The organism is uncultured Nocardioides sp., from assembly GCF_902805925.1.
In the GTDB taxonomy this organism is placed as follows: domain Bacteria; phylum Actinomycetota; class Actinomycetes; order Propionibacteriales; family Nocardioidaceae; genus Nocardioides.
The window spans coordinates 13,220-33,694 of sequence record NZ_CADCUP010000121.1; the positions used below are offsets into that span (position 1 = coordinate 13,220).

21 protein-coding genes and 1 tRNA gene are annotated in these 20,475 nt (G+C 73.5%); 11 read left to right on the plus strand and 11 right to left on the minus strand.

Features of this window, described 5'->3' with window-relative positions; all coding sequences use genetic code 11:
- Window positions 1–77: 77 nt before the first annotated feature.
- Genes QZX64_RS08680 through QZX64_RS08690 form a run of 3 tightly spaced genes read right to left on the minus strand, consistent with a single transcriptional unit; the run spans window position 78 to window position 2,840 of the window.
- Window positions 78–1,391: a M20/M25/M40 family metallo-hydrolase gene (locus tag QZX64_RS08680; RefSeq protein WP_295658429.1), complete on the minus strand. Its 1,314-nt coding sequence runs from the start codon at window positions 1,389–1,391 to the stop codon at window positions 78–80.
- 8 nt (window positions 1,392–1,399) lie between these two features.
- Window positions 1,400–2,191: a hypothetical protein gene (locus QZX64_RS08685; RefSeq protein WP_295658430.1), complete on the minus strand. Its 792-nt coding sequence runs from the start codon at window positions 2,189–2,191 to the stop codon at window positions 1,400–1,402.
- A 25-nt stretch (window positions 2,192–2,216) separates the two neighbouring features.
- Window positions 2,217–2,840: a bifunctional 2-polyprenyl-6-hydroxyphenol methylase/3-demethylubiquinol 3-O-methyltransferase UbiG gene (locus tag QZX64_RS08690; RefSeq protein WP_295658431.1), complete on the minus strand. Its 624-nt coding sequence runs from the start codon at window positions 2,838–2,840 to the stop codon at window positions 2,217–2,219.
- A gap of 57 nt (window positions 2,841–2,897) precedes the next feature.
- On the opposite strand from QZX64_RS08690, the gene QZX64_RS08695 reads away from it, so the two are divergent.
- Window positions 2,898–4,697: a GAF domain-containing SpoIIE family protein phosphatase gene (locus QZX64_RS08695; protein WP_295658432.1), complete on the plus strand. Its 1,800-nt coding sequence runs from the start codon at window positions 2,898–2,900 to the stop codon at window positions 4,695–4,697.
- A 17-nt stretch (window positions 4,698–4,714) separates the two neighbouring features.
- Here QZX64_RS08695 and QZX64_RS08700 read toward each other — a convergent pair whose 3' ends face one another.
- Window positions 4,715–5,098 carry a hypothetical protein gene (locus QZX64_RS08700; RefSeq protein WP_295658433.1) on the minus strand — a complete coding sequence of 128 codons (384 nt, stop codon included), beginning with the start codon at window positions 5,096–5,098 and terminating at the stop codon, window positions 4,715–4,717.
- Between the two features lie 78 nt (window positions 5,099–5,176).
- On the opposite strand from QZX64_RS08700, the gene QZX64_RS08705 reads away from it, so the two are divergent.
- On the plus strand, window positions 5,177–7,207 hold the full coding sequence (locus tag QZX64_RS08705; protein ID WP_295658434.1) for a hypothetical protein: 2,031 nt from the start codon (window positions 5,177–5,179) through the stop codon (window positions 7,205–7,207).
- Between the two features lie 44 nt (window positions 7,208–7,251).
- Here the strand turns inward: QZX64_RS08705 and QZX64_RS08710 are convergent.
- Window positions 7,252–7,337 (minus strand) — tRNA-Leu (locus QZX64_RS08710).
- Window positions 7,338–7,404: 67 nt separating this feature from the next.
- Here QZX64_RS08710 and QZX64_RS08715 point away from each other — a divergent pair.
- On the plus strand, window positions 7,405–7,983 hold the full coding sequence (locus tag QZX64_RS08715) for a LysR substrate-binding domain-containing protein (protein ID WP_295658435.1): 579 nt from the start codon (window positions 7,405–7,407) through the stop codon (window positions 7,981–7,983).
- Window positions 7,984–7,986: 3 nt separating this feature from the next.
- On the opposite strand, the gene QZX64_RS08720 is transcribed toward QZX64_RS08715, so the two are convergent.
- Complete coding sequence (locus QZX64_RS08720; protein WP_295658436.1) at window positions 7,987–9,423, minus strand: GuaB1 family IMP dehydrogenase-related protein; 1,437 nt, start codon at window positions 9,421–9,423, stop codon at window positions 7,987–7,989.
- Window positions 9,424–9,480: 57 nt separating this feature from the next.
- Window positions 9,481–10,095: a hypothetical protein gene (locus QZX64_RS08725; protein ID WP_295658437.1), complete on the minus strand. Its 615-nt coding sequence runs from the start codon at window positions 10,093–10,095 to the stop codon at window positions 9,481–9,483.
- Between the two features lie 97 nt (window positions 10,096–10,192).
- Here QZX64_RS08725 and QZX64_RS08730 point away from each other — a divergent pair, with 97 nt between their 5' ends.
- The 3 genes from QZX64_RS08730 to QZX64_RS08740 all read left to right on the plus strand — a co-directional run bounded on the left by QZX64_RS08730 (window position 10,193) and on the right by QZX64_RS08740 (window position 11,993).
- The gene (locus QZX64_RS08730; protein WP_295658438.1) at window positions 10,193–10,480 is read left to right on the plus strand and encodes a YiaA/YiaB family inner membrane protein; all 288 of its coding nucleotides are present in this window, start codon (window positions 10,193–10,195) and stop codon (window positions 10,478–10,480) included.
- Between the two features lie 68 nt (window positions 10,481–10,548).
- A complete protein-coding gene (def, locus tag QZX64_RS08735) occupies window positions 10,549–11,163 on the plus strand; it encodes a peptide deformylase (RefSeq protein ID WP_295658439.1) in 615 nt (204 codons plus the stop codon).
- The gene (locus QZX64_RS08740) at window positions 11,160–11,993 is read left to right on the plus strand and encodes an RNA methyltransferase (protein WP_295658440.1); all 834 of its coding nucleotides are present in this window, start codon (window positions 11,160–11,162) and stop codon (window positions 11,991–11,993) included. The genes def and QZX64_RS08740 overlap by 4 nt, the downstream gene beginning before the upstream one ends.
- A gap of 14 nt (window positions 11,994–12,007) precedes the next feature.
- Here QZX64_RS08740 and QZX64_RS08745 read toward each other — a convergent pair whose 3' ends face one another.
- The 4 genes from QZX64_RS08745 to QZX64_RS08760 all read right to left on the minus strand — a co-directional run bounded on the left by QZX64_RS08745 (window position 12,008) and on the right by QZX64_RS08760 (window position 15,869).
- Window positions 12,008–12,811: an RNA methyltransferase gene (locus QZX64_RS08745; protein WP_295658442.1), complete on the minus strand. Its 804-nt coding sequence runs from the start codon at window positions 12,809–12,811 to the stop codon at window positions 12,008–12,010.
- Window positions 12,786–14,054, minus strand: coding sequence for a uroporphyrinogen-III C-methyltransferase (cobA, locus tag QZX64_RS08750; protein WP_295658443.1), 1,269 nt, complete (start codon window positions 14,052–14,054; stop codon window positions 12,786–12,788). Before cobA ends, QZX64_RS08745 begins: the two co-directional genes overlap by 26 nt.
- Before the next feature lie 130 nt (window positions 14,055–14,184).
- The gene (locus QZX64_RS08755; protein WP_295658445.1) at window positions 14,185–14,790 is read right to left on the minus strand and encodes an FMN reductase; all 606 of its coding nucleotides are present in this window, start codon (window positions 14,788–14,790) and stop codon (window positions 14,185–14,187) included.
- Entirely contained in the window at window positions 14,787–15,869 is a 1,083-nt protein-coding gene (locus tag QZX64_RS08760; protein ID WP_295658446.1) for an LLM class flavin-dependent oxidoreductase, read from the minus strand. The genes QZX64_RS08755 and QZX64_RS08760 overlap by 4 nt, the downstream gene beginning before the upstream one ends.
- Window positions 15,870–16,226: 357 nt before the next feature.
- On the opposite strand from QZX64_RS08760, the gene QZX64_RS08765 reads away from it, so the two are divergent.
- The 5 genes from QZX64_RS08765 to QZX64_RS08785 are packed head-to-tail and all read left to right on the plus strand — an operon-like array spanning window position 16,227 to window position 20,256.
- Window positions 16,227–16,574 (plus strand): CAP domain-containing protein, encoded by a 348-nt coding sequence (locus QZX64_RS08765; protein WP_295658447.1) that lies wholly within the window; start codon window positions 16,227–16,229, stop codon window positions 16,572–16,574.
- A 40-nt stretch (window positions 16,575–16,614) separates the two neighbouring features.
- Complete coding sequence (locus QZX64_RS08770; protein WP_295658449.1) at window positions 16,615–17,415, plus strand: ABC-2 family transporter protein; 801 nt, start codon at window positions 16,615–16,617, stop codon at window positions 17,413–17,415.
- On the plus strand, window positions 17,408–18,223 hold the full coding sequence (locus QZX64_RS08775) for an ABC transporter permease (RefSeq protein ID WP_295658451.1): 816 nt from the start codon (window positions 17,408–17,410) through the stop codon (window positions 18,221–18,223). The genes QZX64_RS08770 and QZX64_RS08775 overlap by 8 nt, the downstream gene beginning before the upstream one ends.
- The gene (locus QZX64_RS08780; protein ID WP_295658453.1) at window positions 18,223–19,182 is read left to right on the plus strand and encodes an ATP-binding cassette domain-containing protein; all 960 of its coding nucleotides are present in this window, start codon (window positions 18,223–18,225) and stop codon (window positions 19,180–19,182) included. Before QZX64_RS08775 ends, QZX64_RS08780 begins: the two co-directional genes overlap by 1 nt.
- 54 nt (window positions 19,183–19,236) lie before the next feature.
- Window positions 19,237–20,256 carry an LLM class flavin-dependent oxidoreductase gene (locus tag QZX64_RS08785; protein WP_295658454.1) on the plus strand — a complete coding sequence of 340 codons (1,020 nt, stop codon included), beginning with the start codon at window positions 19,237–19,239 and terminating at the stop codon, window positions 20,254–20,256.
- Window positions 20,257–20,475: the final 219 nt, after the last annotated feature.

Here is a 20,475-nt window from a genome sequence, read left to right on the forward strand (position 1 = left end):
TGCGGCGATGCTGTCGTTTGGTCCCAAACCGCAGCCCCAGCGGCCCGGAGCTTGTCGTTTGGGACCAATCGGCAACCTCAGACCTGGTCGAGGAACCGGTCGAAGACCCGCGCCCCGAACTCCAGCGCGTCCACCGGCACCCGCTCGTCGACGCCGTGGAACAGCGAGGTGAAGTCGAGGTCGGCGGGCAGCCGCAGCGGCGCGAAGCCGTAGGACCGCATGCCCAGCAGGTTGAAGTGCTTGGCGTCGGTGCCGCCGCTCATCAGGTACGGCGCGACGACGGCCTCGGGATCCTCGGCCAGGATCGAGCGGCTCATCGCGTCGACGAGGCTCCCCTCGTACGGCGTCTCCCACGGCTGCTGGTGGGAGAGGAAGTCGATGGACACGTTCTCGCCGCACAGCTCGGCGAGGGTGGCGAAGAACTCGTCCTCGTAGCCGGGCAGGAAGCGGCCGTCGATGTGAGCGGTCGCCTCGGTCGGGACCACGTTGACCTTGTAGCCGGCGTCGAGCTGGGTGGGGTTGGCGGTGTTGCGGATGACGGCGCCCAGCATCCGCGAGGCGTCGCCGAACTCCTCGATCAGCTCCTCGGCGTTCTCGGGGGTCGCCGTGGTCCCGGCCAGGGACGCCACGGACGCGAGCAGCACCTCCATCGTGGGCGTGAGCCGCACGGGCCACTCGTGGGCACCGATGCGCGCCACCGCGCCGGCGAGCTCGGTGACGGCGTTGTCGCGGTTGATCATCGAGCCGTGGCCGGCCCGCCCGCGGGCGGTGAGCCGCATCCACGCCATCCCCTTCTCGGCGGCCTCGATCAGGTAGACCCGCCTGCCGCGCACGGTCGCGCTGAAGCCGCCGACCTCACCCACGGCCTCGGTGCAGTCGGCCAGCTCGTCGGCGAGGTCCTCCACCAGGACCTGCGCGCCCTTGTGACCACCGGCCTCCTCGTCGGCGGTGAACGCGAGCACGATCGGGCGGTCGGGCACCCGGCCGGTGCGGGCTCGGTCGCGCACGACCGAGAGCAGCATCGCGTCGAAGTCCTTCATGTCGACCGCGCCGCGACCCCACACGTAGCCGTCCTGCACCTCGCCGGAGAACGGGTGCACCTGCCAGTCCTCCGCCGCGGCCGGCACGACGTCGAGGTGGCCGTGCAGCAGCAGCGGCTCGCCGTCCCCTGATCCCCAGCGGGCGACGAGCGAGGTGCGGCCCGTCTCGCGCTCGTGCAGCGTCGAGGCGATGCCGACCTCGTCGAGCAGCCCGGCGACGTACTCGGCCGCCTGCCGCTCCCCCGGCCCCTCGGCCTCGCCGTAGTTGGAGGTGTCCATCCGGATCAGGCGGGAACAGATGTCCACCACCTCGCCGGCGGGACCGTGCGCTGTCTGCGTGGAGTCCGACATGCTCTCCATCAAACACGACGGAACGACAGCCCCACGTCGGCCAGGGCCTCCCGCAGCCGGTCGAGGGCGAACGGGCCGACCCCGTGCAGCCCGGCGACCTCGCCCTCGCTGACGTCGGTCAGCGACTCCAGCGTGGTGAGGCCGGCAGCGGTCAGGGCGCGCGAGGCCGGCGCACCGGTCCTCGGCAGGGGCGTCCCCGTCGGTGCGGCCGGCCGCTCGCGAGCGGGTCCTCCGTGGTCGAGCACGGCCGCGCCCCGCGGCGAGAGCAGGTAGCCGATGTCCAGCGACCGGGTCAGTCCCCTCTCCTTGAGCTTGCGCACGTCGCGCTTGAGGCTCGCGGTGTCGCGGCCCAGCACCTCGGCGAGCTCGGGTGCGCGTCGTCCGGGGTGCTGCCCGATGAGCTCGAGGGTCGCCCGCGTCCAGGGCCCCACCGAGGACGACGCGTCGAGCCGGTCGAGCCAGGCGCGGAGCGTCGCGACCTCCGCCTCGTCCGGCACGGTGTCGCGCAGCACCTCGCGCGGGTCCCGGCCGGCGTGGCGCAGGCCCACTCGGAAGATCGGGTCGTCGGGACGAGCCGCCAGCGCGGCGAGCAACGCCTCCAGCGACGGCGCTCCCGCCCGCCGGGCGTCCTCCTCGGTGATCGTGCCGAGGTCGACCTCGTCGACCGAGAGGACCTCGACGAGCCCGCTGCCGGTACGCATCCGCGTGCCCACGTTGAGGCGCGGCCGCGTCCAGCGCCGGAACGCCAGGTCCACCTCGCCCGCGCGGATCGCAGCCAGCTCCGCCGGTCGGATCATCATGGCGCCAGTATCGCCGCCCGGCCGGTCAGGATCCCGGGACCCGCAGCACGCTGACGGCGAAGTCGGACTCCTGGGTGAACGGATCGAGGTGCCAGGTGCCGAAGCGGTGCTCGAGGACGAGCCCGACGCCCGCCGCGTCCCGGTCGAGCTGGTCGTAGGAGTACACGTCGGGCTGGCGGCGGAACCCCAGCACCAGCCGGCCGCCCGGCCTCGTGTGGTCGCGCAGCCGCTCCAGCACGGCGCGCTCGGTGCCGGGCGCGAGGAACACCATCACGTTGCCCGCCGAGACCACCACGTCGAACGGATCCTCGTCCAGCGACAGCGTCGACAGGTCGGCCACGTGGAACCGCGGACCGGGATGGTCGGTCCGTGCGGCCTCCACGAGCACGGGGTCGACGTCGACGCCCACCACGTCGTGCCCGCGGCTGTGCAGGGCTCCAGCCAGCCGGCCGGCGCCGCAGCCCGCATCGAGCACCCTCGAGCCGCGTCCGGCCATGGCGTCGACCAGCCGGGCCTCGCCCTCGAGGTCCGCGCCCTCGGCCGCCAGGGCGCGGAAGCGGTCGACGTACCACTGCGAGTGGCCCTCACCCGTAGCGGTGAACCATCGCGGCCGGTCGCGCCCGGACGGGTCGAGATCGGCGTCGGACACGCTCGGCATCGTAGGTGAAAGCACGCTGTGGCGCCGATCCACTGACAGGATGGGTCGATGAACGGACGCACGTCGGCCGGGGGCGAGCGCACCGAGGAGCTCCCCGGCCGCCTCACGCGGCTGGCCCGCGTCACCAGCGAGCTGGTGACGGCCGACGGCATCGCGGCCGTCTCGCGCGTCGTCGTGGCCAGCGGCGCGGAGGCCGTCGGTGCGGACCTCGCCATCATGACGCTCCTCTCGGACGACGGACGCTCGATGTACGTCGTCGGGCTGCCCGACAGCGACGCCGACGACATGGACACCTGGATGCGCTTCCCGATCGCGGCCCGGACGCCGACCGCCGAGTCCATCCGCACCGGACGGCGCCTGATGGTCACCGGCGCCGAGGAGATCTCCGAGCGGTTCCCCGACATGGCCCCGGTCCATGCCCGGGCGGTGCTCGTGCTGCCGCTGAACGTCGGCCCCCGGACCATCGGTGCGATCGGGCTCGTCTTCGGTGAGGAGCGGGTGGTGGGCACCGCCGAGCTGGACTTCCTCGAGATCCTGGCCGACACGTGCGCCCAGGCCCTCGAGCGCGTCACCGCCCAGCGGGCAGCCACCACCCAGCGCGCGAAGCTCGCGTTCCTCGCCGACGCCGCCACGGAGCTGGCCAGCAGCCTCGACTACGAGGTCACCCTCAGCAGGGTGGCGCGGCTCGCCGTGCCGACCTTCGCCGACTGGTGCGCCATCGACGTCCTGGACTCCGGACGCCTGCACCGCGTGGCGGTGGCGCACGTGGACCCCGACAAGGTGCAGCTCGCCCACGAGGTGGCCGAGAGGTTCCCCGCCGACCCCGACGCGCCGAGAGGCGCCCTGCACGTGGTCCGCACCGGCGTCAGCGAGCTCATCCCCGACATCACCGACGACATGCTGGTCGCGGCGTCCCAGGGCGACCCCGAACGGCTGCGGGTCACCCGTGAGCTGCACCTGCGAAGTGCCCTGACCGTCCCGCTCGTCGTCCGGGGGGCGGTCCTCGGCGTGCTGACGTGGGTGGCCGCGGAGTCCGAGCGGCGCTTCACCGAGGAGGACCTGGCCCTGGCCGAGGACCTGGCGAAGCGTGCCGCCGTCGCGCTCGACAACTCCGACCTCTACAGCCAGACCCGCGCGGTGGCCGTCCAGCTGCAGCGCGCCGTGCTGCCGGACTCGATGCCGGAGCTGGCCGGATGGGAGCTCGCCGCGCACTACAGCCCGGCGGGCCGCACCGAGGTCGGCGGTGACTTCTACGACGTGATCACCCTGCACGACGGCCGGCTGGCCCTGTTCGTGGGCGACGTGATGGGCCGGGGCGTGGGCGCCGCAGCGGCGATGGCGCAGATCCGGGCGGCGGTGCGGGCGTACGCCGCGGTCGACCCGGCACCGGCGACGGTGCTGGCCAACCTGGACCAGATGTACGCGCAGTTCCCGACCGAGCAGCTGGTCACCCTCGTCTACCTGGTCGCCGACCCCGCTCGCGACGAGCTGGTCGTCGCGAACGCCGGCCACCCGCCGCCCGTGGTGCTGCGTCGCGACGGCTCCGTCGAGCAGCTCCCCCTGGCCGACGGGGCGCCGCTCGGTGTCGGTCCCCTGGGGCGACGGCAGACGACGATGGCCCTGTGCGGGGGTGACACGGTCGTCGCCTTCACCGACGGCCTCATCGAGCGCCGCGAGGAGGACATCACCGACGGGCAGGTGCGCCTGGTGCGGGCGATCGGCACGCTGGCCGGCCCCGACCTGGTGGCTGCCCTCGATCAGGTGGTGGCGGAGGTCGCCCACGCGGCGGGCGACGACGACGTGGCCGTCCTCGCCGCCCGCCGTACGCCGGCCGCCCCGCCGGCCTGAGCCAGTCGGCACCGCCGTCAGGCGGTCTGCATCCGCTCGAGCATGTGGTCCATGACCTCCGCGTGCGGCCCGGCCGGCGAGAACAGGATGAGCTCTGCGTCGGTCTCGACCCGGACGGTGTGGCCCGCCGGCCAGTGGAAGAGGTCGCCGCCGGTGCACCGCTCGGTGGCCCCGCCGACGTAGCTGACGACGAGGTCACCACCGAGCACGTAGCCCCAGTGCGTCGTCTGGCAGGCGTCGCCCGGCAGGCCCTCGAGCAGTGGCGCGATGTCCGTGCCCGCGCCCAGGGTGAAGTACTCGGCGGCCATCGGGCCCGACGCCGAGCCGAAGCCGGCGAGGTGGCGTGCCGTGGCTCCGGGGACGTCGATCCGGGCCGGGATGTCGTTCTTGGTGACGTGCATGGCTGGTCCTCTCCTGAGGGTGGTCGTCCGGGATGCGTGACATCCGGAAGGCGTGACAATCGGTGTCACAATGCGACGATGGCGGTCCTCGACGACGCCCGGGCGGCACTGGACCGGGGTGAGTGGCAGGTGGCGCTCGACCTCGCGGCGCCCGGACCGGACGGGGACGCCGGCCCCGGGCTGATCGAGGTGCGGGCGCTGGCCGCCTACGGTCACGGCGACCTCGAGGCCGCCGTCACGGCCTGGGAGCGCCTGCACGCCTGGCACCTCGCCGCGGGTGACGCGGTCGGTGCCGCCCGGGCCGCGGCCATGGTCGCGATGTACCTGATGATGGACACCGGGCTGATGGCGCCGGTGCGCGGGTGGCTGCGCCGCGCCGAGGCGGTCCTGCAGGGCTGCCCGGAGGGTCCTGCGCATGCGCTGATCGCCATGACCCGCACCTATGAGCGGTTCATGTGCGGTGACGCCCGCGGCTCCGGCGAGCAGGCCGCCCTGGCGGTCACCCTCGGTGCGCGCCACGACGTGCCCCCTGCGGTGATGATCGGCCGGGTGGCCTCCGCACGCCTGCGTATCGCGGCGGGAGAGGTGGTCGAGGGCCTGGCGCTGCTCGACGAGGTGGCTGTCGACCTGATGCTCGGAAGCGTCGACCCGCTGACGGCCGGGATGATGTACTGCGAGCTCATCTGTGCGGTGCAGGGCCTGGCGCTGCACGACCGGGCCCGCGAGTGGACCGAGGTCATGGAGCGCTGGCGCCACGGTGCGGCCTTCGGCGGGATCAACGGCCGCTGCCGGGTGCACCGCGCCGAGATGCTGCGCATGTCCGGGCCGTGCGACCTCGCCGAGGAGGAGGCCCTGGGCGCGTGCGAGGAGCTGCGCCCCTGGATGCGGCGCGAGTTCGGTTGGCCGCTGGTGGAGCTCGGGACCATCCGCCTGCGACGCGGCGACCTCGACGGCGCGGACGCGGCGTTCCGGGACGCCCACGAGCACGCCTGGTCGCCCCAGCCCGGGCTTGCCCTGCTCATGCTGGAGCGTGGGGACGCCGCCGGAGCGGCGGCCGCGATCGCCGACGCCATCGCCCATCCCTTCGAGGTGCCCTCCAAGGAGCGTCCGCCCTTCGGCGACCTGCGGCTGGCACCCATGTGGGACGCCCAGGCGGAGATCGCGGCGGCCGCGGGCGACGTCGAGGCCGTACGCCGTTCCGCCGAGGCGCTGGAGGCCATCGCCGGGACCTACGCCAGCCCGGCCCTGGCCTCGAGCGCAGCGCTGGCTCGCGGCCGGTGGCGCCTCCTCACCGGGGACCTGGCCGGTGCGGCCGAGGACTGCTCCGTCGCCGTCGCCGGCTGGGCGGAGCTCGGCGCGCCGTACGAGACCGCCGGCGCCCGGATCGTCCTCGGCCACGTGCACCGGCGGGCCGGTCGGTCGGAGGCGGCGCACCGCGAGTGGGAGGCGGCCCGCGCGACGTACGCCCACTTCGGGGCGGCGCGACGCGTGGAGAGCACCGCCCGGCTGCTCGGTCCGGTCCCGTCCCCCGCCGCCCGGCCGGCGCAGCCCGAGGCCGCCCTCTTCGTACGCCGCGGCGGCTACCGCCGGGTGGGCTTCCGCGAGCGGGACGTCGTGGTGCCCGACCTGGTCGGCTTCCGCCACCTCGAGCGGCTGCTCGCCGAACCGGGTCGCGAGCTCCACGTCCTGGACCTCGTGGCGGTCGTCGGCCGCACGTCGCCGCCACCGGCCGAGGCCGGGCTGCCCGTCATCGACGACGTGGCCCGGGCGGCGTACCGGCGTCGGCTGGTCGAGGTCGACGAGGACATCGAGGACGCCCGGCGCAACGACGACCTGGGACGGCTCGCCCTCGCCGAGCGGGACCGTGACTACCTCATGGCCGAGCTGGCGTCCGCCGTGGGCCTCGGCGGCCGGGCACGCGCGGTCGGCGGCAGCACCGAGCGGGCGCGGACGAGCGTCACGCGGGCGGTGCGCTACGCCCTGCGCCGCCTCGCCGAGCAGCACCCGGACCTCGCCGGACACCTCGACCGGACGGTCCGCACCGGCAGCTACTGCTCCTACGTGCCCGACCCGGTGCACCCCCTGCGCTGGCGGCTGCAGGACGAATGACGAACGCCCCACCAGCATGCTGGTGGAGCGTCGTGGTGGTGCGGTGTCCGAGGGGGGACTTGAACCCCCACGCCCTAATACGGGCACTAGCACCTCAAGCTAGCGCGTCTGCCAATTCCGCCACCCGGACGAGTGCTGGAGAAATGTAGCAAAGCAGTGACGTGCCGGCTGAATCGGGGCACGGCTACGGTGTCGGGGTGACCAGGGCTCTGCGGGTGGCGTTCGTGACGGGTGCGGCACCCGACAAGTGGGCCTCCCGCTGGCGCGAGCGGTCGCGCACCCCGCTGGAGCTGACGATGGTCGAGGAGCACGAGCAGCGCGGCCTCCTCGACGACCGCCGGGCCGACATGGTCATCGCCCGGCTGCCGATCGACGACACCGACCTGCACGTCGTCCGGCTCTACGAGGAGCAGCCGGTCGCCGTCGTCTCGAGCGAGCACCCCGCCGCGGCGTACGACGAGCTGCCGGTCACCGACCTCTCGTCCGAGCAGTTCGTGCTCGGCCCACCGGCCGGCGTCACCCCCGCGGTCGACCAGCTGGACTTCCCGCCGATGACGCCGCGCGAGGCCGTCGAGGTGGCGGCCAGCGGCTCGGGCGTGGTGGTGCTCCCGATGTCGGTGGCCCGGCTGCACCAGCGGCGCGACGTCGCGCACGTCGTGCTCACCGACCTGCCGGCCAGGCAGGTGGCGCTGGTGTGGAGGAGGGACCGCGACGACGACGACACCCAGGCGTTCGTGGGCGTCGTCAAGGGCCGTACGGCGCGCAGCTCCCGCTGAGCCTCACCAGGACGTCGACAGCGGACGACCCTCGTGGAAGCCCGCGGCGCTCTGCACCCCGACGACGGCGCGCTCGTGGAGCTCCTCGAGCGTCGAGGCGCCGGCGTAGGTGCACGCGGACCGGACGCCCGCGCAGATCTCGTCGATGAGGTCCTCCACGCCGGGCCGCGCCGGGTCGAGGTACATCCGCGAGGAGGAGATGCCCTCCTCGTACAGGCCCTTGCGCGCCCGGTCGTAGGCCGACTCCGTGGCGGTCCGGTTGGCCACCGCGCGGGCGGAGGCCATGCCGAAGCTCTGCTTGAACAGCCGGCCGTCGGCATCCTGCACGAGGTCGCCCGGCGACTCGTGCGTGCCGGCGAACCAGGAGCCGACCATCACCGAGGAGGCGCCCGCCGCGAGCGCCAGGGCGACGTCGCGGGGGTGGCGCACTCCCCCGTCGGCCCACACGTGCCTCCCGCGGGCGCGGGCGGCCGTGGCGCACTCCAGCACCGCCGAGAACTGCGGTCGCCCCACACCCGTCATCATCCGCGTCGTGCACATCGCACCCGGTCCGACGCCGACCTTGACGATGTCGGCGCCCGCGTCGACCAGCGCCCGGGCGCCCTCGGCCGAGACGACGTTGCCGGCGGCCACGGGGACGTCCGGGCCGAGCGCCCGCACCTCGCGCAGCGCGTCGAGCATCCGGTCCTGGTGGCCGTGCGCGGTGTCGACCACGAGGCAGTCGACGCCGGCGTGCACCAGGGCCTTGGCCTTGGCGGCGACGTCGCCGTTCACGCCGACGGCGGCGGCGACGCGCAGCCCGCCGTTCGCGTCCACCGCCGGGGTGTAGAGGGTGGCGCGCAGCGCGCCGAGGCGGGTGAGGACCCCGGCCAGCGCGCCGTCGGCGCCGACGGCCACGGCCAGCGGCGTCCGGGCGGCGTCGATGGCGTCGAACGCCGCGCGGGGGTCGGTGTCGGCGGCGATCCTCACGAACGTCGGGTTCATCACGTCGCGCACCTGCGCGAAGCGGTCCACGTCGGTGCAGTCGGCCTCGGCGACCACGCCGATCGGGCGCCCCTCCTCGACCACCACGGCCGCCCGGTGGGCGCGCTTGGGGATCAGCGACAGCGCCTCGGCCACGGTCTGGTGCGGCGCCAGCTCGATCGTGGTGTCGAGGACCAGGTGCCGCTTCTTCACCCACGAGACGACGTCGGCCACGACGGCCAGCGGGATGTCCTGGGGAAGCACGGTGATGCCGCCGCGGCGGGCCACGGTCTCGGCCATCCGCCTCCCGGCGATGGCCGTCATGTTGGCGACCACCAGCGGCAGCGTCGCTCCGGTGCCGTCGGCGGTGGCCAGGTCGACGTCGTACCTGCTGGCGATCGCCGAGTGCCTCGGCACCATGAAGACGTCGTCGTAGGTCAGGTCGTGGGCCGGGAGCCGGTCGTCGAGGAAGCGCACGGGCGCCAACCTACCCGCGAGGGGGAGCGCCCGGACGCGGCGAGCAGGGCGCCGGGGTCACGCCTGGGCGGACGGCACCTTGAGCCCGACGTCGCGCAGCTCGAGCGCCGCCAGGGCCTGCACGACGTCCTCGTCGCCGCGCCGCCACGCACCGGCCGGGTCGTCGCTGATACGACCCAGCACGTGCATCGGCTGGTGCGAGAGCGCACGCAGGGCGAAGAGGTCTAGGTCCGCGCTGGAGTCCACGAAGCGCGCACCGGCGCCGGCCTCGCGGGCGAAGCGCCACCGGCGCGGGAGGTGGATCGCCGCCGCCACCAGCACCGGGATGAGCGCGATCGACAGTCCCAGCCACAGCGCCAGGTCCTCCACGGCGCGGACCGAGGACCGGCCCGCGTCCGCGAGCCGCTCCGAGGCCTCCGCGGCCTTGTCGAACGGGGTGGCGATGCCGTCGCCGACGAGCGGCACGTCGTCGAGCTCGGAGCCGGCATCGGCCAGCCCCGACGCCATCGAGGAGGCTGACTCCTCGGTCTGCCGCCCCGGCTCCGCCAGGGCCATCGTGCCGTCGTGGACGGCGGTGCCGATCCAGACCCAGGCGATGACCCACAGCACGAAGAGGAGGTCGGCGACCACCTGGCGGGTACGGCGGAGTGGGGCGTCGGCGTACAGCTTCATGTCCCCATGTGACCACGGCGGTCGGGTGCGGGTACTCACCCGGATGTGGGTATCCATGGGGGTGAGCGGGGCTCCGGAGGCAGCGATGGTGGTGCCCATGAGCACTCCCAATCAGACCCGGACCACCAACGCCTTCTACCTGCAGGCCGGCATCTCCTTCGGCATCGCCCTGCTGACGATGGTCTTCGCGATCATCTACCTGCCCGTCGACCCCTGGATCCGCGCCTTCCTCGGCATCGGGACCCTCTACCTCACGACCTCGGCCTTCACCCTCGCCAAGTGCGTGCGTGACGCCCAGGAGAGCCAGTACGTCGTGTCGCGCATCGACCAGGCGCGCGTGGACAAGATCCTCGCCGAGCACGACCCGTTCAGCTCGGTCTCCTGACGACGCGAGGAGCTGCCGGGCCTGTGGCGGCCGTCAGGGCGTCCGGCGCGGCTCCTAGGATGCCGTCCATGCCCCGCGAGAACGCCGAGCCCACGCTGCACGCGCCGTACGGACCCCTCCCCGAGGGCGGCACGGTCCGCACGATGACCCGCTGGGGCACTCCCGTCATGCACCGGCCGCAGGCCCCGGTGGCGCAGTACGACGACGACCTGCGCGCGCTCGCGGCCGACATGGTCGCCACCATGTACGCCGCCGACGGCGTCGGCCTGGCGGCCTGCCAGATCGGCGTCGACCGCGCGCTGTTCGTCTTCGACTGCCCCGACGACGACGGCGAGCGCTGGGTGGGGCTGGTGTGCAACCCGGTGGTCACGCTGCCCGAGGGCAAGGACCGCCGCCTCGACGAGGACGAGGAGGGCTGCCTGTCGTTCCCCGGCGCCTTCGTCGACTGTGCCCGCCCCGACTGGGCGCGCGTCGACGGCACGGGGCTCGACGGCGAGCCGGTGACCTTCGAGGGCTCCGGGCTGATCGCGCGCTGCCTCCAGCACGAGACCGACCACACCCTCGGCACCGTCTTCGCCGACCGCATCTCGGCCAAGGCCCGCAAGAAGCTCGAGAAGGCGCAGGCGAGGACCGCCGACGACTTCCCGCCCGACTGGCCCGTGCGCGGGAACGCCTCCGCGTGAGCGCTCCCCAGCGCGTCACCACCCGCAACGCCCGCTTCCAGCAGTGGGAGGCGCTGCTCACCAACCGCACCAAGCGGCACCGGCTCGGCGAGCTCCTGGTCCAGGGCGTCCGCCCGATCACGCTGGCCGTCGAGCACGGGTGGCGGGTGCGCACCCTCCTGCACGACGGCCGGAGCCAGACCTCCGCCTGGGCCGACCGGCTCTGGGACGGCATCGACGCCGAGCGCTTCCTGGTGGCGCCGGAGCTGATGGCCGAGCTCGGGGGCAAGGAGGAGTCGCCCGAGCTGCTGGCCGTGGTGGAGATGCCGCAGGACGACCTGGCACGGCTGGGCGATCGTGGCCGCGGCGGTCCGGTCGTGGTCTTCGACCGGCCCTCCAGCCCCGGCAACCTCGGGACCCTCGCCCGCTCGGCCGACGCGTTCGGCGCGGCCGGGCTGGTCGTCACCGGTCACGCCGCCGACCCCTACGACCCTCGGTGCGTGCGGGCCAGCACCGGGTCGCTCTTCGCGTTGACGGTGGTGCGCGCCGCCGGCCACGCGCCGGTCGTGGAGTGGGCGCACGAGCACGGCTACCGCATCGTCGGCACCGACGAGGCCGGCCCGGACGAGTCGGGCACGGTCGATTCAGGCACGGTCGACCTCGAGGCCGCCGACCTGCGCGGGCGGGTGGTCCTGGTGGTCGGCAACGAGCACGCCGGCCTCAGCCAGGGCTGGCTCGAGGCGTGCGACGAGGTGGCGAGCATCCCGATGTCGGGCAGCGCCAGCTCCCTGAACGCAGCGACCGCGGGCTCGCTGGTGCTGTACGCCGCGATGCGGCAGCGGCGGGGGTAGCGGCTTGCGGCCGGTCAGCGGCGGGCGCCGACGTAGCAGGCGACCGCCGTGGCCGCGGCGACGTTGAGGGAGTCGATGCCCTCGCGCATCGGGATGATCGCTCGGCGCTCGGCGCTCTGCTCCCACCGGCTGCTGAGGCCGTGACCCTCCGAGCCCAGCACCAGGGCGAGCCGGTCGACCCCGGCCACGGCCTCCTCGACGGGTACGGCGTCGTCGGCCAGCGTCAGTGCCACGGTGGTGAAGCCGGCGTCGGTCAGCGCCGGCAGGGCGTCGTACCACTCGGGCAGGCGGGTCCAGGGCATCGTGAACACCGCACCCATCGCCACCTTCACCGCACGGCGGTACAGCGGGTCGGCGCAGCGCGGCGCCAGCAGCACGGCGTCGAAGCCGAGGGCGGCGCCACTGCGGAAGATCGCGCCGACGTTGGTGTGGTCCACGACGTCCTCCAGCACGAGCACCGACCGGGCGCCCTCCAGCACCTCGGCCACCGACGGCAGCGGGCGCCGCTCGAGGGAGGCCAGCGCACCGCGGTGCACGTGGAAGCCCGTCACCTGCTCCGCCAGCGCCTCGGAGAGCACGAAGCACGGGGCGTCGGTCGTGGCGAGCACGTCGCCGAGGCCCTCGAGCCACCGCTCGGCCATCAGGAACGAGCGCGGGGTGAAGCCGCCCTCGACGGCCCGGCGTACGACCTTCTCGCCCTCGGCCAGGAAGAGGCCGTGCTCGCTCTCGAGGTGCTTGCGCAGCTCGACGTCGCGCAGGTCGCGGTAGTCGGCCAGGCGGGGGTCGGCGGGGTCAGAGATCGGGGTGAGCGCGGCCATCGGCGCCATCATGCCGGGCGGCCACCGGGGCGAAGTGGCCGGGACGTGCCACGCCCACGACGTCGCCGATCACGATGATCGCCGGCGGGGCGACCTGCTCCTCCGCCATCCGGTCGGTCAGGGTGGCGAGGGTGGCGAGCACCGTGCGCTCCTCGGGCATCGTGCCGTCGACGATGACCGCGACGGGGGTGCTCGGCCTCCGCCCGCCGTCGAGGAGGGCCGTGGCGATGGCCGGGGCGTTCTCCACCGCCATCATCAGCACCACCGTGCCGCGCAGGCGCGCGACGGCGGGCCACTCCACGAGCGACTCGGGGTGGCCGGGCGGCAGGTGGCCGGAGACGACCGTGAAGTCGTGGGCGACGCCGCGGTGGGTGACCGGGATCTGGGAGGTGCCCGGCACGCTCACCGACGAGGAGAGGCCGGGGATGACGGTGACGGGCACACCGGCCTCGCGGCACGCCAGCAGCTCCTCGTAGCCGCGTCCGAAGACGAAGTTGTCCCCGCCCTTGAACCGCACGACCCGCTTCCCGGCCCGGGCCCGGTCGATCAGCAGGTCGTTGATCTGGTCCTGGCGGGCCGAGCGACCGCGCGGCAGCTTGGCGACGTCGATCAGCTCGACGCCCGGTGCCAGCTCGTCGAGCAGCTCGCGGGGCGCGAGCCGGTCGGTCACGACGACGTCGGCACTGGCCAGCGCGTGCCGGGCGGCGACCGTCACCAGCTCGGGGTCACCGGGTCCTCCCCCGACCAGCACGACGCCGGCCGTCCTCTCCAGGGCGCCCCGGGTGGTGAGCTGCCCGTCGCGCAGGGCGGTGACGATGTCGTCGCGCAGGCGGGCCGACTGGTGCGGCTCGCGGTTGCCGAGCACCGCCACCGTCACCGAGCCGTGCCGGCCGACCGCGGGCGTCCAGGCGGTGGCCTCCCGGGCGTCGTCGCTGCGCACGCAGAAGACGCGTCGCTCCTCCGCGGCCGCCGAGACCGCCGCGTTGACCTGCGGGTCGTCGGTGGCCGCGATGACGTACCACGCGCCGTCGAGGTCGCTCTCGGTGAACGGGCGCAGGACCAGCCTGACCTCGGCCGCCATGCCCTCGAGGGCCGGCGTCACCTGGGGCGACACCACGGTGACGCGGGCACCGGCGGCGATGAGCGCCGGGACCCGGCGCTGGGCGACGTGGCCGCCTCCCACCACCACGACGGGCCGGCCGCCGAGTCGCAGGCCGGCGGGGTACGGCGGATGGTCGGTCACGCACCCATTCTCGTCTTGTGCCCCACCGGTCCCCGGCTCCGGTCCGAGTCCTGAGCACCCGAACGACGGATGGCCGGGCGCCAGGAACCGCCGCACCCGGCGCCCTGGCGCGTCGCGCTGCCGGCCCGGGTCACCGCGCCAGCAGGGTCGCGAAGTCGACGACCTCGGCGTAGGGGTCCTCGACCGGCCTCGCCGGCGCCGCCGCGACCAGGGCGGCGAGCTCGCCCCCGGCCGCGGTGATGCGCCCGTCCAGACCGGCGGCACGGTCGCCACCGAAGTCCTCGGTGGCGGCGAACACCGCGGTGGGCGCCACGATCGCCTTCAGGTAGGCGAACAGCGGCCGCATGGCGTGCTCCAGCACCAGGCTGTGCCGCGAGGTCCCCGCCGTCGCACCGAGCAGGACCGGGGTGCCGGCCAGGGCACCGGGCTCGAGCACGTCGAAGAACGTCTTGAAGAGCCCGGAGTACGACGCGGAGAACACCGGCGTCACCGCTATCACGCCGTCGGCCCGGGAGACCGCCTCCACGGCCTTCTCGAGCTCGCCGGTCGCGAAGCCGGTCACCAGGCGGTCGGCGAGGCCGTGGGCCAGGGCCCGGAGGTCGACCACGTCGACCTCGACGCGCTGGCCCGAGGCGCGCAGCGCCTCGGTCGTGGCCGTGGTGAGCTGGTCGGCGAGCAGCCGGGTCGAGGACGGGCTGCTCAGCCCGGCGGTCACCACGGCGATGCGGCGGGTCATGCGGCCACCTCCTGGCGGGTCTCGATGAGGGATGCGTGGGTGGGGGCGTCGGGCACGTGGGCCGGGCGGCCCTCGGCGAAGCCGGCGCGCAGGTCGGGGAGGATCTCGCCGAGCAGGTCGAGCTGCTCCAGCACCGTCTTCAGCGGCAGTCCGGCGTGGTCCATGAGGAAGAGCTGGCGCTGGTAGTCGCCGACGTACTCACGGAAGCCGAGCGTGCGCTCGAGGACCTGCTGGGGCGAGCCCACGGTCAGCGGCGTGGCCTCGGTGAACTCCTCCAGCGAGGGGCCGTGCCCGTAGACCGGGGCGTTGTCGAAGTAGGGCCGGAACTCAGCGACCGCGTCCTGGCTCCTCCGGCGCATGAAGACCTGACCACCGAGTCCGACGATCGCCTGGTCGGCGCTGCCGTGGCCGTAGTGCTCGAAGCGGCGCCGGTAGAGCGCCACCATCTGCCGGGTGTGCGAGGCGGGCCAGAAGATGTGGTTGGAGAAGAAGCCGTCGCCGTAGAACGCGGCCTGCTCGGCGATCTCGGGGCTGCGGATCGAGCCGTGCCACACGAACGGGGGCACGCCGTCGAGCGGGCGCGGCGTGGCGGTGAAGCCCTGGAGCGGGGTGCGGTGCCGGCCCTCCCACGTCACGACCTCCTCGCGCCAGAGGCGGTGGAGCAGCGCGTAGTTCTCGATGGCCAGGTCGATGCCGTCGCGGATGTCCTTGCCGAACCACGGGTACACCGGGCCGGTGTTGCCGCGGCCCAGCGTCAGGTCCACGCGACCCTCCGCGAGGTGCTGGAGCTGTGCGTAGTCCTCGGCGATCCGCACCGGGTCGTTCGTGGTGATGAGCGTCGTCGCGGTGGACAGGATGACCCGCTCGGTCTGCGCGGCGATGTAGGCCAGCGTCGTCGTCGGGGACGACGCGGCGAAGGGCGGGTTGTGGTGCTGGCCCAGGGCGACGACGTCGAGCCCGACCTCCTCGGCCTTCCTGGCGATCTCGACGGTGGCCCTGATGCGCTCGTGCTCGCTGGGCGTGGCCCCCGTCGTGGGGTCCGTCGTGACGTCGCCGACGCTGAAGATGCCGAACTGCATGCCGCTCCTTTTGGTTGAATGACGAACTACCTGACCGAACGGTCATCCGCCATGACTTATTCCGACCATCCGGGTGGTCGTCACGGCGGCCGTGCTCCTGCCCGGACTGCGGACCGCACCCCGGGCCGCCACCCGCGAGACTCGAGGAGCCGGTCCCCCCGGACCGCGTCTCTCCACCCCTGAGGTGCTCATGACTGCTCGCGCCCGCACGGCCCTCGCAGCCGCCGTACTGCTCGTCCTGGCGACCCTCGCGGCCGCCCTGCGCTGAGCAGCGCCACGGCCCAGGCCGGCGAGCAGCGCAGAGCCCTCTCGACCCGGGGCACCAGCACCGACGACGTCGAGCTCCGCACGATCGTGGTGATCAACGCGGTGCGCGCCGAGCACGGGCTGCGCCCGATCCGCGTCGTCCCGTGCCTCGACGCCCTCTCGGAGAGCTGGGGCGCGCGGATGGCCACCGAGGGCCTGTGGAGGCACCGCGACATGTCCGCCGTCGTCAGGGCCTGCCGACTGACGTGGACCGGTGAGACGCTCGCCCGCGGCCAGTTCACCCCGGAGGACCTCGTGGGCATGTGGATGGACTCCCCGCCGCACCGCGCCATCCTGCTGACGGGCCGCGCCCGGCTGGCCGGCATCGACGCCAGGGCCCCGGCGGCGACTACTCCGCCGTCCTCAACCTGGGTGACCGACGCTGACCTGATGGTCTAGGTTGGGCGGTTCCGCCCAATCGCACCGCCCGGGGGTCCGCATGCTCTACGTCGCTGTCGCGACGCGGACGTTCCGGCGGTACTCCACCTACGTCGGCGCCACGGTGGCGGGGATCTTCACCAACTCCGTCTTCGGCGTGATCTACAGCTTCGCCTACCTCGCCCTGTGGGACCAGCGCCCCGACGCCGGCGGGTACGACGGCAGCGACGCGGTCACCTACGTGTGGATCGGCCAGGCGCTGCTGATGACCGTCGCGGTGTGGGGCGGCGGCACCACCGACGACCTCGCCGAGCGGATCCGCACCGGCGACGTGGCCATCGACCTCTACCGGCCGGTGGGGATGATGGGCTGGTACCTCGCCGGCGACCTCGGACGGGCGGCGTACCACCTGCTGACGCGCGGGATCGGGCCGACGGTCCTGGCGTGGCTTCTCTTCGACCAGTTCGACTTCCCCGGCAGTGTCCAGGCGGCGCTGGGGTTCGTCCTCAGCCTGGTGCTCGCCGTGGTGACGAGCTTCGCGATCCGCTGGTTGGTCGCCTGCTCGGCGTTCTGGCTGCTCGACCAGTCGGGGCTGCGGATGATGGCGGGCGCGCTGGCGCTCTTCTTCAGCGGCATGGCGCTGCCGCTGGTGATCTTCCCCGAGCCGTGGCGCACGATCGCGCTGGCGCTGCCGTGGGCGTCGTACCTCCAGACCCCGGCCGACATCTGGCTGGGCAAGCGCGAGGGGCTCGACCTCCTGGCAGCCCTGGCCCAGCAGGGCGTGTGGATCGCGGTGCTGCTCGGCCTCGGGCAGCTCGTGCTGCGCTCGGCGACCCGCAAGGTGGTGGTGCAGGGTGGCTGACGCCTCGGTCGTGCGGGCGGCGCCGCGGCAGTACGCGTGGATCGCCCTGATGTGGATCCGCGCCGCGCTGGCCTACCCGGCGTCGTTCTGGACCCTGACGGTCGCCGGCGCGATCATCACCGGGCTCGACTTCGTCGGGATCGCGATCATGTTCACCACCATCGACACCCTCGGCGACTTCGGGCTGCGCGAGATCGCCCTGCTGTACGGCGCCACCGGCGTCGCGCTGGGCCTGGCCGACATGGCCATCGGCAGCGTCGAGCAGATCGGGCACCACGTGCGCACCGGCAGCCTGGACACGATGCTCACCCGGCCGGTGCCGCTGCTCGTGCAGGTGTGCGCCGACCGGTTCGCGCTGCGGCGGCTGGGCCGGATCAGCCAGTCGGCGGTCGTGCTGGCCTGGGCGGCGGTACCGATCGACTGGACGCCTGCGCGGGTCGCGGTGACGCTGATGATGCTGGTGGCGGGGCTCGGCATCTTCTTCGCGTTCTTCGTGGCCTTCTCGTGCATCCAGTTCTGGACCGCCGACGCCTCCGAGCTCGCCAACGCCTTCACCTACGGCGGCAACACCATGACGCAGTACCCGCTCACGGTCTTCCCCCGCGAGGTGGTGCTGTCCCTGACCTTCTTGCTGCCCGTGGCCTTCGTGAACTGGTACCCCAGCCTGTACGTCCTGGGCCGGGAGGATCCCTTCGGCATGCCGTCGTGGTTCGCGTTCCTCTCCCCCGCCGTCGCACTGGCCCTCCTCGCCCTCGCCGCGCTGGCCTGGCGCACCGGCGTCCGCCACTACACCTCGACGGGAAGCTGATGGCCCTCATCGACGCCACCGACCTGAGCCGCACCTTCGTCGTGCGGCGCAAGGACGCCGGGCGGCGGAGCCTGCGCCGCCGCCGCGAGGAGGTGCACGCCGTGCACGGGGTGACCTTCTCCGTCGAGCCGGGAGAGATGGTGGGCTACATCGGCCCGAACGGCGCGGGGAAGTCCACGACCATCAAGATGCTCACCGGCATCCTGGTGCCCACCGGGGGCCGGCTCACCGTGGCGGGCGTGGAGCCGAGCCGGCACCGCACCGAGCTCGCGCGGCGCATCGGCGTGGTGTTCGGGCAGCGCACGACGCTGTGGTGGGACCTGCCGCTGCGCGACTCCTTCGAGCTGCTCCAGAAGATCTACGCCATCGAGCCGGCCCGCTACCGCGAGAACCTCGACGCGTTCGTGACGCTGCTCGAGCTCGGCGACCTGCTCGACACCCCGGTGCGCCAGCTCTCGCTGGGCCAGCGGATGCGCGGCGACATCACCGCGGCGCTGCTGCACGACCCCGAGGTGCTCTACCTCGACGAGCCGACGATCGGCCTCGACGTCGTCAGCAAGGGCCGGCTGCGGGAGTTCCTGCGCACCCTCAACGCCGAGCGCGGCACCACGCTGCTGCTCACCACGCACGACCTCCAGGACATCGAGGCCCTGTGCGACCGGGTGATCGTCATCGACCACGGCACGCTGGCCTACGACGGCACCCTGGCCGGCCTGCACGGGCGCGGCGGCTCCATGCGCACGCTGGTCGTGGACCTGGTCGACGAGGCACCGGCGATCTCGGTGCCGGGGGCCAGCGTGCGCCGGGTCGAGGGTCCGCGGCAGTGGCTCAGCTTCCCGGCCGACGCCAGCGCCGCACCCGTCGTGGCCGCCGTCGCCGCGTCGTACGCCGTGGCGGACCTGTCGATCCAGGAGCCCGACATCGAGGACGTGATCCGGGAGCTGTACTCGCGGTCGTAGGTGGGGAGGCACGGGCTCGTGGAATCCTTGCCCGCCGAGCGCGGTTGACGTGGCATGAAGAACATCGGGTTCCTGTCGTTCGGCCACTGGACGCCGTCGCCGCAGTCGCAGACGCGCTCGGCCTCCGACACGCTGCTGCAGTCCATCGACCTCGCCGTGGCGGCCGAGGAGCTGGGGGCGGACGGCGCGTACTTCCGGGTGCACCACTTCGCCCGGCAGCTCTCCGCACCGTTCCCGCTGCTCGCTGCCGTCGGCGCCCGGACCAGCCGCATCGAGATCGGCACCGGTGTGATCGACATGCGCTACGAGAACCCGCTCTACATGGCCGAGGACGCGGGCACCGCCGACCTGATCGCGGGCGGTCGCCTCCAGCTCGGCATCAGCCGGGGATCACCGGAGCAGGTCGTCGACGGCTTCCGGTACTTCGGCTACCAGCCCGCCGAGGGCTCGGACCATGCCGAGATGGCGCGCGAGCACACCCAGGTCTTCCTCGAGGTGATCCAGGGCCACGGGTTCGCCGAGCCGAACCCGCGGCCGATGTTCCCCAACCCGCCCGGGCTGCTGCCCGTCGAGCCGCACTCGCCGGGGCTGCGCGAGCGCATCTGGTGGGGCGCCGGCTCGCGTGCGACCGCCGAGTGGACCGCGCGGCAGGGCATGAACCTGATGAGCTCGACCCTGCTCACCGAGGACACCGGCGTGCCCTTCCACCAGCTCCAGGCCGAGCAGGTGCAGCTGTTCCGGGACGCCTGGAAGGAGGCCGGCCACGGCCGCGAGCCGCGGGTCTCGGTGAGCCGGAGCATCTTCCCGATCGTCGACGACCGCGACCGCGCCTACTTCGGCCGGGAGGCGACCAGCCGCGACCAGGTGGGTCACCTCGACGGCGGCCCGGCGCGCTTCGGCAAGACGTACGCCGGCGAGCCCGACCAGCTGGTCGACGACCTCGCCAAGGACGAGGCGATCGCCGCCGCCGACACGCTGCTGCTGACGGTGCCCAACCAGCTCGGCGTCGACTACAACGCCCACCTCATCGAGAGTCTCCTCACCCACGTGGCCCCGGGGGTCGGCTGGCGCTGAGTGGGTCGGTGACGCCTGCGGTGGATCGGCCGACCTGCCGATTGGTCCCAAACGACAACCCAACCGGCCCCGAGCATGCAGTTCCTGCCCAATCGAGGCCCGCCCGATCTCCGCGCCCACCCGACCTGCCGATTGGTCCCAAACGACAACCCAACCGGCCCCGAGCATGCAGTTCCTGCCCAATCGAGGCCCGCCGGCTGCCCCCAGCCTGCCACCCGG

What these genes read in the sequence shown, in the direction of transcription:
- QZX64_RS08680 (WP_295658429.1), bottom strand. Translation starts at nt 1,391, where the DNA reads ATGTCGGACTCCACGCAGACAGCGCACGGTCCCGCCGGCGAGGTGGTG.
- QZX64_RS08685 (WP_295658430.1), bottom strand. Translation starts at nt 2,191, where the DNA reads ATGATGATCCGACCGGCGGAGCTGGCTGCGATCCGCGCGGGCGAGGTG.
- QZX64_RS08695 (WP_295658432.1), top strand. Translation starts at nt 2,898, where the DNA reads ATGAACGGACGCACGTCGGCCGGGGGCGAGCGCACCGAGGAGCTCCCC.
- QZX64_RS08700 (WP_295658433.1), bottom strand. Translation starts at nt 5,098, where the DNA reads ATGCACGTCACCAAGAACGACATCCCGGCCCGGATCGACGTCCCCGGA.
- QZX64_RS08705 (WP_295658434.1), top strand. Translation starts at nt 5,177, where the DNA reads ATGGCGGTCCTCGACGACGCCCGGGCGGCACTGGACCGGGGTGAGTGG.
- QZX64_RS08725 (WP_295658437.1), bottom strand. Translation starts at nt 10,095, where the DNA reads ATGAAGCTGTACGCCGACGCCCCACTCCGCCGTACCCGCCAGGTGGTC.
- QZX64_RS08730 (WP_295658438.1), top strand. Translation starts at nt 10,193, where the DNA reads ATGAGCACTCCCAATCAGACCCGGACCACCAACGCCTTCTACCTGCAG.
- def (WP_295658439.1), top strand. Translation starts at nt 10,549, where the DNA reads ATGCCCCGCGAGAACGCCGAGCCCACGCTGCACGCGCCGTACGGACCC.
- QZX64_RS08745 (WP_295658442.1), bottom strand. Translation starts at nt 12,811, where the DNA reads ATGGCCGCGCTCACCCCGATCTCTGACCCCGCCGACCCCCGCCTGGCC.
- QZX64_RS08755 (WP_295658445.1), bottom strand. Translation starts at nt 14,790, where the DNA reads ATGACCCGCCGCATCGCCGTGGTGACCGCCGGGCTGAGCAGCCCGTCC.
- QZX64_RS08760 (WP_295658446.1), bottom strand. Translation starts at nt 15,869, where the DNA reads ATGCAGTTCGGCATCTTCAGCGTCGGCGACGTCACGACGGACCCCACG.
- QZX64_RS08770 (WP_295658449.1), top strand. Translation starts at nt 16,615, where the DNA reads ATGCTCTACGTCGCTGTCGCGACGCGGACGTTCCGGCGGTACTCCACC.
- QZX64_RS08780 (WP_295658453.1), top strand. Translation starts at nt 18,223, where the DNA reads ATGGCCCTCATCGACGCCACCGACCTGAGCCGCACCTTCGTCGTGCGG.
- QZX64_RS08785 (WP_295658454.1), top strand. Translation starts at nt 19,237, where the DNA reads ATGAAGAACATCGGGTTCCTGTCGTTCGGCCACTGGACGCCGTCGCCG.